Source organism: Sorangium sp. KYC3313, assembly GCF_052075895.1.
In the GTDB taxonomy this organism is placed as follows: Bacteria; Myxococcota_A; Polyangia; order Polyangiales; family Polyangiaceae; genus Sorangium; species Sorangium cellulosum_B.
In genome coordinates this window covers 9,880,336-9,893,174 of sequence record NZ_CP197255.1, presented here as the reverse complement: position 1 = coordinate 9,893,174, position 12,839 = coordinate 9,880,336, and the positions used below count along the sequence as shown (strand labels likewise).

Below are 12,839 nucleotides of genomic sequence, written 5' to 3'. Positions count from 1 at the left end.
CCCGGTCTTCTCACCACAGCCCCTCGATCCTCACGCCCATCCCTTGCCCAATCGCAGCGGGCGAAACGTGGATCTGCTCCTGAGCCGGCGTGCGTCCCAGGAAGGAGAAGTCCGTGAAGAAGGACGCGGCGGTTGCCGCCCCGATGACGCCACCCACGATGACCAAGGCCGTGCCCACAGCTCCGGAGAGGTTGCGCTCGTCCCTCAGGCGGAGCAGGTCAGCGCACGCAGAGTGTCGTGGCGCTTGCCAGCACATGGACGAGCTCGTCGAGGGATCGCTGCTCAGCCCGTCACGCCGCTCGCTCAGGTCGCCGTCAAGCCTGCTGGCCCGGATCATCAGGACGCTGCCTGCCGAGGCAGTCGCCGTCGTGACGACGATCCCCGCGATACGCAGGGTCCCAGGCCACGAAGCCCACGGGCTGCGGGACTGCGTCCGAACAGCGGGCGTAGCGCTCGGCACCTGGGGTGCTTCCTTCGGTGCGGCCGCCGCCACCTCCCTGGTGCTGCTTGAGGAGCGCGACAACTGCATCGAGATTTGGTGCTGTTCTCCCGTCACGGCTGTGAACACGTGGAAAGACTCCTCGCGTCCAGGCGCATGCCCCCGCACCATGTGTTCTCCGGAGTCGAAGAACAGCTTGTGGGTCCGCGCGACCCTGCCTACGAGCTTGCCATCGACGACCACCTCGGCGTCCGGCGGATCGACCGCGAGCAACAGCGTCGCGACGTGCTTCGTTGCCTTCCGCAACCCTTCCTCGAATCGCAGCTGGAGCGCCACAGAAAGCGCCTCACGCTGCTCAAGGCTCCATGCGAGGTGCTCGGCCGCGTCGCGGTACTTGCTCAACGCAAGCGCGCAGAGCCCGAGCTCCCCGGCGATCTCCGCGCGCTCTTGCTCAGTGTTCGTCGCTGGCACCATTGCCTCCAGGGCTGCCTGATAGGCGTCATAGGCGTCGGTCCACCTTCCCTCTGCACGAGCTCTCTTCCCGGCGCGTACAAGGTCCTTCACTGTCGAACTATCGCTTCGTCGTGGCGTCGCATGGGTGCCCTGAGCGCTGGCCGGGCTCGCAAGGCCGGTGGCGGCTCCAAGCAAGCCAATTGACAGTGAAAGTGGAACGCAACGCATATGGCGAGGGTACTTACGCCGGCTTCGTCGCGTCAACCCTCAGGAATTTCCGTCAGGTGGCCTTTGGCCGAGAAAGAGCAGACCAAGATTCCAATGCATCGGTCCGTTCCGTCGCGACGGTTCACAAAGGCGCAGCATGTCCACAAAACCGCACATTATCCTACAAAATTTAACCGCCTGTGCATTTTCCTGAACCCTGCAGGCCAGCTCAGGTGTGCTACCGCCGTGGCCAAGCCATCGGACCGCTCCGCCAGCTTCGACATCCTCCGGCGCCTGGCGATCCGTCGCGGTGTCCCGGAGCGCGACGCGGAGGACGTTGCGCAAGAGGCACTGCTGCGGGGCCTGGAAGCAGAGCGGCGCATCGAACCGGGAGGGGATCCGGCGCCCTACCGCGTCACGATTGCCCTCAACCAGGCGCGCAATCGCGTACGCGACGCGGTCCGCCGGGGCGAGGTCCTGACGTCCTTCGACGAGCGGGAGCCCCATGGAGGGTGCCCCACGCCGGAAGACTTGCTCCGCCTGCGGCAGCGGGCAGAGATCCTGCGGCGCCTGATCGCGCAGGTCGACCCCAAGTACCGGGACCTCCTCATCCGGCACGATCTCGAGGAGACGCCGCTTGTCGAGATCGCGGCCGAGCTCGGGCTCAACGTCGACACGGTGAAGACGCAACACCGGCGCGCGCGCGAGGAACTGGACGCGCAGAAACGACGGTGGGACGCGCAGCAGGATTCTCACGGCTGGGACAAGGAGGCATGCGTGCCGGTGGCGCTCGCCGTCGGGCTCCGCGATCGCGCGTCGTGGGTGGCCACGCTGCGCCGCTTGTGGGTGAGAATCCTCGTGCAGGGTGCGTTCGTCGTCCTGGCGGGCGCTCTCGTCTCCGCGGTACCGCCCGTGCCCAGCCCGGAATCGTGGCTGCGGCCGGCGGCGGTCCACTCGCCTGAGACCGCGCCCGCCGCCCAGGACGTCGTGGCGCCCGCCGTACCAGACGGCGCCGCCATCGCGGCGCATCCGATCTCAGGGTCGGCGGGATATGGCAACGCGGGCGCCGCGGTCGTAGTGAACAGCGCGCCGGCCTCCGCGGTGACGACAGTTCCCCGTCCCGCCTCGTCGGGGAGCGCCGTGCGCCCGTCCGCCAGGGAGCGAGCGAGGAACCTAGTCAATCAGGCCCGGAGGGCCATCGAGGCCAACACCGCTCTCGGTTACCTCGAGGCACGCCGGCTGCTTGAGGCCCACGCCCAGGAGTTTCCGCGAGGGGAATTCGCTGCGGAGCGCGAAGCGCTACTCAAGCAGATTCGTTGAGCTGTCTGCCGTCCACTCACAGCTAACAGGCGGCAACTCCGGTGGTGTCTTCGACAGCACAAGGCCGAGATCCGTCTTGCATCGGGCAAGGATGCCCACGTCCGGGAGGAAGAACACATGAAGGAAGTGCTAGAGACGATGTGGCTCATCTCGCCGATCGTTCTCGCGATGATGGCCTGTGTTGCGATCGGGTTCGCGGTGACCGCGCGCGAAGCGCTGGGCCGCGAGCGAGGGCTCCGCGACGCACGCGAGCAGGCGCACGAAGATGAGGAACTGGCGCTCACCGAAGCAAAGGAAAAGGCAGAGCGGGAGCTGGAGCGATACCGGCGCCTGCTGGACTGCCATGTGGATGCGCTCGTCGCGGCGACGACAGGAATCTGCGCGCGCCCCGTTCCATGGCCAGGCAGGGTCCTCGAATCGTTCTGTGCAACGATCCCCTCGTGGCAGCGAAAGCTGGCCGAGAACACCGGGCTAGAACGACGGGAGCTGGAACGGCTGCTGAGCAGCGATCTCCCGATGACACCCGGCCTTGCACGGCAGCTGGAAGTCTTCACGGGCACACCTGCGCGGTACTGGGAGCGCCTGTGGCGTCTGCACGATGACTACCGGACGGACGCGGAGGATACGGTGGTGATCCCAGTCGGCGAGCCCATCAGCAAGCGCGAACGCTCGGCGCGTGCGGCGGCGTCCTCAGCGACGAGCTCGACGTCGACGAGTCCGGCCGCGATTCCTCCTCGGGCGCCTGATGTTCCCCCGCCCGTGGTGCCGTCTTGTGATCAGGCCGCCAAGAGCCCACGGGCCAAGCTCCCGGCGTCTCCTCCGCCGCGGCCTCGCTCACCGCTCCCTGCTCGCACGATGTCGGGAGCTGAGTTCGCGTGTCGTGCTGCCGCGCTGACGAGCTTTCCGGTACAGCGCGACGACGGCGGAGCCCGCCCTGCGCGGGACTCCGATTGGGACGACATCGAGCGATCTGCATTGAACACAACGCTTCCGGGCGTAGGAAGCCATGAACATGCATAACCTGAGCGCGCTCGGGGCTCCTGAGCATGGCGCCGCGATTGAGCCGATCTTGGGTGGGGTGTCGCATGTCGGGTTCGGCTGAGTCGGTCGCAGTCGACTCCACGACATGAACGACTCGTAGTCATAGGGCGGGAGATTCGCAGGGGGGGTGAGCCCATGTGTCGTCTACCGAACGAAAGCAAACGCACCGCCGCGCACGCGCGCTTGTTTTGCCCGATGCTGGTTCGTACCGTGCTGCGCTGGTTAGAGCGGCTCGGGGTCCCACGGTGCCATCGTGGCGACGTCGCAGGCCAAGTCTGGGTCAACGCCTGCGAGAGCTGGCCCAGGTTCGATCCGAAGCGCGGCAGACCTGAACGCTGGTTGAACGCGATCACCGTACACGTTGCCGCGCACTACCACGCACGTGCACGGCACCGCAGGGAGGAGCTGGTCGATGTGATCGAGGTGCTCGATCCAGCGCCGGACGCTGCTGCCATGATGGAGTCCGACAACATCAGGACCCGCACCCTCAACGCGGTGAACGAGCTCGATCCTGATCTGCGCTTTGTTCTCGTGGCCCACGACCTGAACGGACTCTCGATGGCCCAGATAGCCCAGGACGTAGGGGTACCTCTCTCTACGATTTACAAGCGTCGCACAAGGGCCATCGGCGCGCTGCGCGACGTCATCAGGCTTCGGGAAGCCAGGGAGAGCCCCAGCTGGAGAGTGAGCTTACAATGAGCGTCAAAGGCCTGGTTGTTCACTTCCGGCGCGACTTGGACGACCATGAGGCGGAGCGAACGATCGACGCGCTCATGATGATCAAAGGGGTCGTCAAGGTCTCGCCTGTCGAAGCTGGCTACGAGGACGACTTGAACCGCCAGCGGGTCAAGCGAGAGCTACTCGACCGGATTGGCGTGCTTCTGCGTGACGACGGGGCCGCAAGCTAGGTGCTGACGAAGCCGCTGCAGAGGCCGCCAGAGCCGGGGCCGCCACCGAGCTCGCAAGGTGCGCAGACGGCCTCCGCGTCGCAGCTGCGGAAGGGGACGCCGAGTTCACCCTCGAACTGCTCGCCTCCGGCAACGCGCCCCCGCTCGCCCTGGCGGCCGACGCGGTGCCCGAACGCGCCGGCGCTTTCGAGCGTCCGGTCGGCCGAACGGGGTGCAGCAAACGCCGTCGTGTCCGCAAGTGCGCCCCGACGCTGACCCGGGCTGCTACCTTCCCCCCCCATGCCATCCGTGCGCCGCCCTGCCGCCGAGATCCTCCGCATGGTATCGCCACGCGACCGGGCGGCGCTGCTCCGACTCGGCCTCGACCTGTACGATCCAGCGGACGCGGCGCTCTTCGTCGATGGCGTCCGAGCCGCCGACGACGCCATCGCGGCGCAGGAGCGCTAGGAGCGCGCAGCGGTCAGCCCCTCGAAGCGCGTGCGATCGCCTCTCTGATCGGTCGCCGCCATCTTCTTGGCGCTGCTCAGCCGGGGATGTCACCGAGCCCGCCGACCCGTGTCTCGGCTTCCGCTCCTCCGTCACGAGGGGGGTCCGAACTCGCGCTCGAGCGCCACGTCCGCCAGCACAACGCGCCCATGCGTGACCAGGTGGCCAACGTGATGAGGCGGCGCATGTTGTCGCACTGGATCGCCTGGGGTCGGCGCCTGGCCCGGCGGCAGAGCTCGACTGGGGCGACGAAAAGGCGGGCGGCGCCCCGGCGCTGCTTCTCGGCGATCGCAACACCACGCCCGGCTCGTCGCTGTTCCGGCGCCTGGAGCGCGCCGGGTTCCGCGACGCGAACGTGCCCGATCGCCGCGCGACCCTCTCGCACGACGGGCTCGGCACGGGCGACGTCGAGGACTCGGGCTGGCGGCTCGATCACGTGCTCGTGCGCGGCTTGGACGCGGGCGTGCGCACGGAGCGCATCCTCGACAGGCCCATCACGACCCAGGCCTCGAGGCGCGCCGTCCGGACGACGCTGTCGGATCACTTCGGCGTCCTGACCACGATCGGAGCCGCCGGCGCGGAGCGAGGTGCCCGCTGACGCCGCGCCCCGGCGCGCCCGCCGCGCGCCTCACCGGTGGCGCTGCGGCAGACGCGCCGGCGACGCCGCCCAGCCCGAGCTTGAGCACGGCCAGGTCCACGGCCGCGTCCCCGCGCACCCGCGGCGCGAACACCAGCGCCGACACCGGCGCGTCCCGCGACGCCGACGCCGCGCGAGGGATCTCGCGCGAGCTGCCCGGTATCCACTCCAGTGCCCGCGCGCCGTCCGCGCGGGCGGCCGGCGCGGCCGCCAGCAGGGCCGCGAGGGTGAGCAGGGCGGGCCTTCGCATCGCGTCGATCCTACACCACGACACTGCGCCGCTGCTGATTCGACGCTTGGCGGGGAGTCGGTTCGTACCGAACGTCCCAGTCCACCCACAGACCGATGGTCCCCCTCTTGCGTCTACGGCACGACCGGGTTACCGCCTGGATGTCATGAACGCCGACACCGATCCCACACGCGAGGGCGATTCCAGGCTCGACGGTTACGAGGCCCCCGCCCACGGCCTCGAAACCTATCCGCTGGACAGCGTGCTCATCCGCACGGAGCAGCGCGCCATCGTCGACGTGCTCCGGCGTATCGAGGAGCAGTCGATACTGCTGAACCCTGAATTCCAGCGCGATTTCGTCTGGGAGCCGGTGCGGCAGAGCCGCCTCATCGAGTCCGTGCTCATGAGAATTCCCCTGCCCGTCTTCTACGTCGCGGAAGATGCGCAGGGGCGACTGGTGGTCGTCGATGGCCTCCAGCGGCTCACGACCTTCCAGCTCTTCGCGAAGCGGCAGCTTTCTCTCGTGCTCCCTAACCCCGAGCTCTCGGGGAAGGACATCGACGGGATCCACCCGAGGCTGCGCCGTCGCTTCGAGGACGGGCAGCTGACGTTCTACTCCATCGACTTCAAGGCGCCCGATCGGGTCCGGTTCGACATCTTCGACCGCGTCAACTCGGGCGTGCCGCTCACCCGTCAGCAGATGCGCAACGCGCTCTACAGCGGTCCAGCGACGAGACTCCTGCGTGAGCTCGCGGGCACGAACGAGTTCAACGAGGCGACGGGCCAGGCCTTCGACAAGCAGCCAAGATACCGGCCGGAGCAGCTCGATCGGGAAGCCGTCAACCGCTTCCTGGCGTTTCGAACGCTCGGGTGGGACGCTTACGGAGGCGATATGGACGAGTTTCTCGGGCGAGCGCTGCAAGAGGTCAACAAGAGGTCGGATGGAGAGCGCGACGCGATCCGCGAGGCATTCCTGCGGAGCATGGTCATGAACCGCCGGATATTCGGGCGTCACGCATTCTGCAAGCACGAGAGCCCGACTGACCGCAAGAGCCCCTTCAATGTGCTGCTCTTCGAGGTCTTCTCGGTCCTCCTGTCGATGTACGAAGAGGGGCGCGTGGGCGGCAGGGAGGACGCAGTGCGGAGCGCGTTCTATGGATTGATGGCAGAGCCCAAGTTCATGCGGTCGATCAGCGGCGGCACCACGGGAACGGAGAGCGTGAAGACGCGCTTCGTGCTCGCGGAGGCGGCCATCAGGGGGGCGCTCGGTGATTCGTGAGGTAGTTCTTCGGGGCTTCAAGCGCTTCCAGGACGAGCGCCTGCCGCTTGCTCCGCTCACGATGCTGACTGGCTTCAACAGCGGCGGCAAGTCCAGCGTGATGCAGAGCTTGCTCCTCTTGCATCACGCCGCGGCGCACGGCTTCGACGGCGTCACCTCCGCCAGCACCGTTGCGCTGAACGCGCCAGGGCTCTCACTCGGCGATCTCGGAGCGGTCCGCAACGAGACGGCCCGGGAGGACACGTTCACCCTCGGGATCCGCTCGGGAGAGACGAACGTCGCATGGACGCTGGGCTGGCCCCAGCTGAGATCGGACAGCCTGGCGGTTCCCGTACAGCAAATCGCGCTGAACGGTGCGGCTCGCCAAGCCGAGGTGCGTGGCGAGATGCCCTTCGCGCCGTCATGGCTGCGCGACGACACCGGCGCCTCTTCCCTCTTGAAGAACCTCGCTCGCCTCCGGTTCGTTCCGGCGGATCGCCTGGGCCCGTCCGAGACCTACCCGCTCGACGATCCGGAGCGACATGACACGCCAGGGCCGCGCGCCGAGCGCACGTTCGGCAACCTGCTCTGGCGCGACCTCGACCCGCTCCCTGTGCCTGCGCTGTGTCACAGCTCGGATCCGGCGCAAACCCTCCGCCGCCAGACGGAGGCATGGCTCTCCGAGCTCTTTCCTGGGACCACCCTCGAGCCGCGAACGGTCGCTCACGCAAACCTGATCACGCTCGGGATCCGTACCAGCGAGGAGCTCGGCTTTCACCGCCCCCAGAACGTGGGCTTCGGCGTGACCTACGTCCTCCCCTTGATCCTCACGCTGCTCATGGCCAGCGCCGGCGATACCGTGCTCTTCGAGAACCCCGAGGCGCACCTCCACCCGCGCGCCCAGGCCCGCCTCGCGCGCTTCTGCGCAAAAGCCGCAGCAGCGGGCATCCAGGTGATCCTCGAGACCCACAGCGATCACGTGCTCAACGGCGCGCGCGTCGCCGTTCACTCCGGGCAGATTGCGCCGGAGGATGTCTCGATCCTCTTCTTCGGTGGCCCAAGCGCCCCACCTGGTGAGGTCTTCTCGCAGATCCGGGTCGACCGACGAGGCCGGCTCGATCAGTGGCCCGCGGGCTTCTTCGACGAGACAGACCACCTCCTGGACAGGCTCCTCGAGCCTCCTGGCACGGGTGCACCATGACGATCGCCTTTGCGGTGCTCAACGACGAGAGCCTCAAGGGCGGCGATCCAACCGAAGACGAGAGGTTGCTACTTACGTTATACGAGACCTTTCGGGCGTTGCAGTATGCGGTCACTGTTCACGACGAGGACCGCGTCAGAGCGTGCGTGACCAAGGATATATGGACGCTCACGCTTCCGTCGGGCGCTGGGCTCAACGCGCTGCTGGGGGCGCTCGGGCGAAGGACACGCGACCACGACAAGGCCGCTCGATTGAGGCGCATCCTGGTGGATAGCTCAAGCTTCGATGAGCGCGGGGACACCGAGCTGACGAAACCTGAGCAAACTGTGGAGGTGACCTTTCGCGATGAGCAGGCGCCGGCTCTTCGCGCTGCTTGGCTGCTTCGCGGCCTGGCGTGGAGCGCGGACCGCGCTGGCTGGCAGGTTGTTCCGCTTCCCATCAAGGTGCGCGAGCGGGCGGGCGACTTCCGCGACGAGCACCTGACGAATGCCTTCTGCGCAAACCTCGCCGAGCGTCACCGGGCAGCCCTCGCGCTGCATGTGCGGGTACTGCCGAGCTACGAGGATCCTGGTCACCACAACCCCGATCGTATGGAGTACCAGAAGTACCGCCACGAGAAGTCGCAGATCCCCAGGCATGCCGAGCGGATCCTTCGCCACGCGCTCCCGACCGAGGGTGGCATGACCTGGTGGGCACGATGTGCTTGCGGGTTTTATCATCGTTACATGGGTACCCTTCGGGGGGAACGAGTCGTCGTCCACTGGAATGGGACGACCAACCAGAACGCCACGGGTAACCAGCCAGGGAAGCGGCAGCCAACCACGGACGAGGAGGTGCCGACCGAGGTGAAGAACGAGCTCACCAGGCTGCGGACGCTGGGGGAGTCGGACTGCGGCTGTCGCGAGCTGCGCGGACCAGGTCGGGAGTAATTGGAGCAGGGTCGGCGTCCACCTGCGCGTAGGCAAATCAAGCCGGATCGCAGCGCGAGGAAGTGTAGCGCGGCAGAGCGAAAAGGGTGGGACCGCGAGCTTCGTGATGGCTCGGTCCTGGGTCGAAAGAGCGTGATCCGGGCGGCGCCGAGTGCGGTACGGGGCGCGTCGGCGTGCCGTGGGCCCACGTGTCCGTCCGGGCGTTGGTCTGGCCCGGGAGGCGCGTCGCGAGACGCCATGCGGCGTCACCGGGCGCCTTGCGGTGCAGAACGGTGCTCTTCCAGTACGGCGGCCCCCGGTTGGGAGAGCGTGCTGGAACATCGGTCGGCTCGCCGAGCGCGGAGAGGAAGCGGGCGATGTTCGTTGGCTCGGTCACCATGGCGACGAGCTTCATCCACCCCTTGCAAGCTGGGCACTCGAGGACATGGATCGCAAATGTGCGGCGCAAGAGCTTGGCCCACGGTCGATAGCCGTCATCGTCTGCCTTCGTAGGCTCTTCTGGCTTCGCAGGGCGCGGTCCGATGCGCTTGCGCCATGGACTCGCCGACGCGAGCACGCCCGCGTACTTGACGGTGTGGAAGCGCGGCGGCGGGACGCTGGCCGCGAGGCGGCACAACAGCGAGAGCGGATCCATGTCCACCGCGACAGTCCCGTCAGCGAAGGCGCGCTTGAGCGAGAGCCGCACCAGGCCGTCCTGCTGCGGCTTGACGCGCTCCTTTGCGATCGGGGGTCGCAGCACGTAACGCAGCAGCGCCTCCCTCGCCGCGGCATGGTGCGCACCGGCGCGCGTCGCTGCGTGCAAGGTGAAGCCATCGAGCGCAACGCACAGCGGCTTGTCGTACGCGAGCGCGCTCGGAGAAGACGGCGAGAGCCCGCGGAGCTCTTGCGGGCCGGCGGGCGGCTCTCGTCCCGAGACGGCGGAGGCACAGAGCGCTGCCTCGGGCTCGTCGTCCTCCTCGACGTCGTGCCTCCTCGACGTCGTGCTCGATCTCGAGATGCCCGTGCCGCCGGAGGTAAAGGAGCATCCGCCCGACGGCGTGCTCTATGACCTGACCGACCTCGCGCGCTCGCAGGTGACCGAGTTCGTTCCACACGAGCTCGGTGCCGTCTTCGTGATAAGCCCCGTCGAGGAAGACCACATGCAGATGCGGATTGAGCCGCATGTCGCCGGACGTGCGTTGCACGACGGTCACCGCGCCGCTCTTGGCCGCGCCGCAGGCGCCTCGGCGCGCGGCGCGCTTCCGGGGCGCTTCGGCACGCAACCACCGCGCGTGGGCGATCCCAGTAGAGCCTGCGGGCACTGGCGAGCGGCAAGGCTTCGGCAGCGAGTCGACTCGAGAGGCGAGCTCGACGTTCGGCCCAAGCTTGCTCACCCCTCCGGTACCACCGGCAGCCCGAGCAGCCGACCGATCGCCTCGTGAACGACCCGGACCGCCACCTCATCCCCGAGGGCAACGGCGCGGCTCAGGGTGCTGGCGAGTGAGGCGACCACGGCCGCCCGAGGCGACGGATCGGCCACGGCAAGCTCCCCAGGTCCGGGGCTTAACTCTTGGGCCCGGGTTGGGCCAATGCCTCCCGAGGGGGTGCGATCCGTCGTCACGCCCTCCCCAAATCCCCGGGCATCCGACGGATCACGACGGTTCGCCCCCGCGGAATCGTCCCGCCAGGATTTCTGGGACGACGAGGCGGACGCGGAAGAAATGTCAATAATTTCAATCTGTTCTGTCTGATTCGCGGCCCGGTCGCTCGCCGGCGTGGCCCAACGCGCCGCCTGCAGCCACCGGGGCGCCCGCTGCGGGCTGGCCGGCGTGGTCAACGACCGCGGCCGGCGCTCGGTGGTGCAGCGCGCGGGCGAGGGACGCGACATCGCTCGGCGACGACGAGCCCGCCTCCGGTCCCGCGGACATGGGATCACGTCCACCTAAACGGCCGCCCCTGCCGCTCAGCTCGGGGATCGCTTCGTCCAGAGGAGCGAAGTCCCCCAAGCCGAGCTCAGCGACCTTGCGCGCCGCGCGCTTGTAGTGATGGATCTGGCGGCTCGACTTATGCCCGGTCCGATCGGAGATCCACGTCTCGGTGCGGCTGTTCGCGAGTTTGATTGTGATGAAGGTCGCACGGGTGTCGTGCAAGCGTATATTCAGCCTTGACTGCGTGGTCTCGAACAACTCGGGCCGATCGATGCCAGCACGGCGCAGGTGATTTCGAAAGTTGTGCGCCCCACTGCGCCCCGGCAGGGGCCCGCTCGGCCCGATGAAGACACGCTCCTTCGGGGGACATATAGCAAAATAGGTCCGAAGCGCGCGCACGACGTCGGGTGAAAGTGCCCAGGCGCGTGGGTCATCCGTCTTGTTCTCGTCGAGCACCACGGCGCCGCGCTCGAGATCGAGGTCGGACGGCTCCAGCCTTCCGGCCTCGTCTGCCCGCATTCCCTCGCGAATCAGGAAGCCATAATAGATCCGATAGGACAGCGGAATATCCACCGCCGCCATGAGGCGCCTATCCTCGTCGGGATACTCACCTTCGCCGAGCTTCGCCTCATCGGCTCGCGCGGTTACCTTGCTTCCGCGGGTTTTCTCCGCGGGGTGAGACGCCCTTCCCTGCTTCCATCCATGGCCTTGCGCACGTGCCGCCGCCCTCTACCCCGCCGGGTGGGCTCCTCGCGGATCGCGTTCGGGGAGCCCTGCTGCCTTCGCCGAAATTGAGCCGGCTCGGCACCCGGAGATTTCAGTTGACGAGGCCTCAACCGGGCGTTCACGCCTCGTTGCGGCCCGCGCGCTCGCTCACCCCGCCATGCGGGGCTTTGTCGGTGGGCTTCACCCGGGGGATCTCCCCGCCGGGCGCCACCCAAGCTACGCGGCTTCGACCTTCTGCCGCTTCGGGACTTTCACCCTATGGATCCATGGATACCTCCAGGCATCACACAACTTCTCTGACACGGGGGGGGAGCGTCTTCATGGATGATTACGTCTACTCGATCTCGGAGGACGAGATCCGCGTCGCCAACATCAGCGATCTCGCGACCCCTGCAGCCGTCGTGTCGCTCACCCCGTGAGCCGGGCCCCGCGGGGCTCCCCCTGCGCGGGCTACGGCCGCAGCGCCGCGAGCGCGAGGGCCGTGACGGTATCGGCATACGCGGCGCAGAGCGGAGCGGTGCGCAGCAACCAGCGATGGAAGATGGGCCCATAGAGGAGCTCGACGGCCACCTGGAGGTCCACGTCGGCCCGGATCTGCCCTGCGCGCTGCGCGACGCGGAGGCGGTCGACCGTGGCATCCATCTGCGGTCCTAGCAGGCGCTCCACGAGGCGCGTCGCGAGATCGCGGTCGTGCTGGATCTCGATCGTGAGCGCCCGGAGCGTGGCGTCGATGCGCGAATCGAGGAACTCCTCCACCGTGGCGCGCAGCACGGTCTGGAGATCTCTCCCGATGTTACCGGTGTCGGGCAGGACGACGCCGCTCGGCCCCTCGTTCATGGCGAGGAGGGCGTCGAACACCACCGCGCCCTTCGAGGGCCACCAGCGATAGATCGTCTGCTTGCCCACGCCGGCGCGCGCGGCGATCGCCTCGATGGTCAGCTTCGCGTAGCCGACATCCATCAGCAGCTCCCCAGCGGCGGCGAGGATCGCGCGGTGAGACCGTTCGTTGCGGCGGGACGAGTCCGGGGAGCGAGCGGCCATGCGAGCGCCGATCCTAATCGATGGCGAGACGAGACGCACCGTCTTGACCGGGGATAG

14 protein-coding genes and 1 pseudogene are annotated in these 12,839 nt (G+C 67.7%); 9 read left to right on the top strand and 6 right to left on the bottom strand.

Translation table 11 applies throughout. From position 1 onward, the window contains the following. Nucleotides 1–10: 10 nt before the first annotated feature. The gene (locus ACSRUE_RS37530) at nt 11–1,003 is read right to left on the bottom strand and encodes a tetratricopeptide repeat protein (RefSeq protein WP_441287768.1); all 993 of its coding nucleotides are present in this window, start codon (nt 1,001–1,003) and stop codon (nt 11–13) included. 180 nt (nt 1,004–1,183) lie between these two features. Between ACSRUE_RS37530 and ACSRUE_RS37525 the strand changes: the two genes are divergently transcribed. The 9 genes from ACSRUE_RS37525 (at nt 1,184) to ACSRUE_RS37485 (ending at nt 9,108) form a co-directional block, all read left to right on the top strand. Beyond that, nucleotides 1,184–2,419: a sigma-70 family RNA polymerase sigma factor gene (locus tag ACSRUE_RS37525; RefSeq protein WP_441287767.1), complete on the top strand. Its 1,236-nt coding sequence runs from the start codon at nt 1,184–1,186 to the stop codon at nt 2,417–2,419. A gap of 117 nt (nt 2,420–2,536) precedes the next feature. Then, nucleotides 2,537–3,439 carry a helix-turn-helix transcriptional regulator gene (locus tag ACSRUE_RS37520; protein ID WP_441287766.1) on the top strand — a complete coding sequence of 301 codons (903 nt, stop codon included), beginning with the start codon at nt 2,537–2,539 and terminating at the stop codon, nt 3,437–3,439. Between the two features lie 216 nt (nt 3,440–3,655). After that, nucleotides 3,656–4,159 (top strand): sigma-70 family RNA polymerase sigma factor, encoded by a 504-nt coding sequence (locus ACSRUE_RS37515; RefSeq protein ID WP_437533323.1) that lies wholly within the window; start codon nt 3,656–3,658, stop codon nt 4,157–4,159. Beyond that, nucleotides 4,156–4,368 carry a hypothetical protein gene (locus ACSRUE_RS37510; RefSeq protein WP_437533326.1) on the top strand — a complete coding sequence of 71 codons (213 nt, stop codon included), beginning with the start codon at nt 4,156–4,158 and terminating at the stop codon, nt 4,366–4,368. Before ACSRUE_RS37515 ends, ACSRUE_RS37510 begins: the two co-directional genes overlap by 4 nt. Nucleotides 4,369–4,686: 318 nt before the next feature. Beyond that, nucleotides 4,687–4,815: a hypothetical protein gene (locus ACSRUE_RS37505; RefSeq protein WP_441287765.1), complete on the top strand. Its 129-nt coding sequence runs from the start codon at nt 4,687–4,689 to the stop codon at nt 4,813–4,815. Between the two features lie 235 nt (nt 4,816–5,050). After that, nucleotides 5,051–5,452 (top strand): endonuclease/exonuclease/phosphatase family protein, encoded by a 402-nt coding sequence (locus tag ACSRUE_RS37500; RefSeq protein ID WP_441293172.1) that lies wholly within the window; start codon nt 5,051–5,053, stop codon nt 5,450–5,452. Between the two features lie 434 nt (nt 5,453–5,886). Beyond that, nucleotides 5,887–6,999, top strand: coding sequence for a DUF262 domain-containing protein (locus ACSRUE_RS37495; RefSeq protein WP_441287764.1), 1,113 nt, complete (start codon nt 5,887–5,889; stop codon nt 6,997–6,999). Then, complete coding sequence (locus ACSRUE_RS37490; protein ID WP_437533333.1) at nt 6,989–8,179, top strand: AAA family ATPase; 1,191 nt, start codon at nt 6,989–6,991, stop codon at nt 8,177–8,179. The genes ACSRUE_RS37495 and ACSRUE_RS37490 overlap by 11 nt, the downstream gene beginning before the upstream one ends. Further along, on the top strand, nt 8,176–9,108 hold the full coding sequence (locus ACSRUE_RS37485; RefSeq protein ID WP_437533336.1) for a hypothetical protein: 933 nt from the start codon (nt 8,176–8,178) through the stop codon (nt 9,106–9,108). The genes ACSRUE_RS37490 and ACSRUE_RS37485 overlap by 4 nt, the downstream gene beginning before the upstream one ends. Before the next feature lie 37 nt (nt 9,109–9,145). Here the strand turns inward: ACSRUE_RS37485 and ACSRUE_RS37480 are convergent, their stop codons facing one another. The 5 genes and pseudogenes from ACSRUE_RS37480 to ACSRUE_RS37460 form a co-directional block, all read right to left on the bottom strand. After that, a complete protein-coding gene (locus ACSRUE_RS37480) occupies nt 9,146–9,910 on the bottom strand; it encodes a transposase (protein ID WP_441287763.1) in 765 nt (254 codons plus the stop codon). Between the two features lie 259 nt (nt 9,911–10,169). After that, nucleotides 10,170–10,271, bottom strand: a pseudogene (locus ACSRUE_RS37475) (hypothetical protein); the annotation flags it as partial. A gap of 206 nt (nt 10,272–10,477) precedes the next feature. Then, a complete protein-coding gene (locus ACSRUE_RS37470) occupies nt 10,478–10,627 on the bottom strand; it encodes a hypothetical protein (protein ID WP_441287762.1) in 150 nt (49 codons plus the stop codon). Nucleotides 10,628–10,820: 193 nt separating this feature from the next. Then, nucleotides 10,821–11,597: a tyrosine-type recombinase/integrase gene (locus ACSRUE_RS37465; protein WP_441287761.1), complete on the bottom strand. Its 777-nt coding sequence runs from the start codon at nt 11,595–11,597 to the stop codon at nt 10,821–10,823. A 594-nt stretch (nt 11,598–12,191) separates the two neighbouring features. Beyond that, nucleotides 12,192–12,782 (bottom strand): TetR/AcrR family transcriptional regulator, encoded by a 591-nt coding sequence (locus ACSRUE_RS37460; protein ID WP_437765885.1) that lies wholly within the window; start codon nt 12,780–12,782, stop codon nt 12,192–12,194. Nucleotides 12,783–12,839 lie beyond the last annotated feature (57 nt).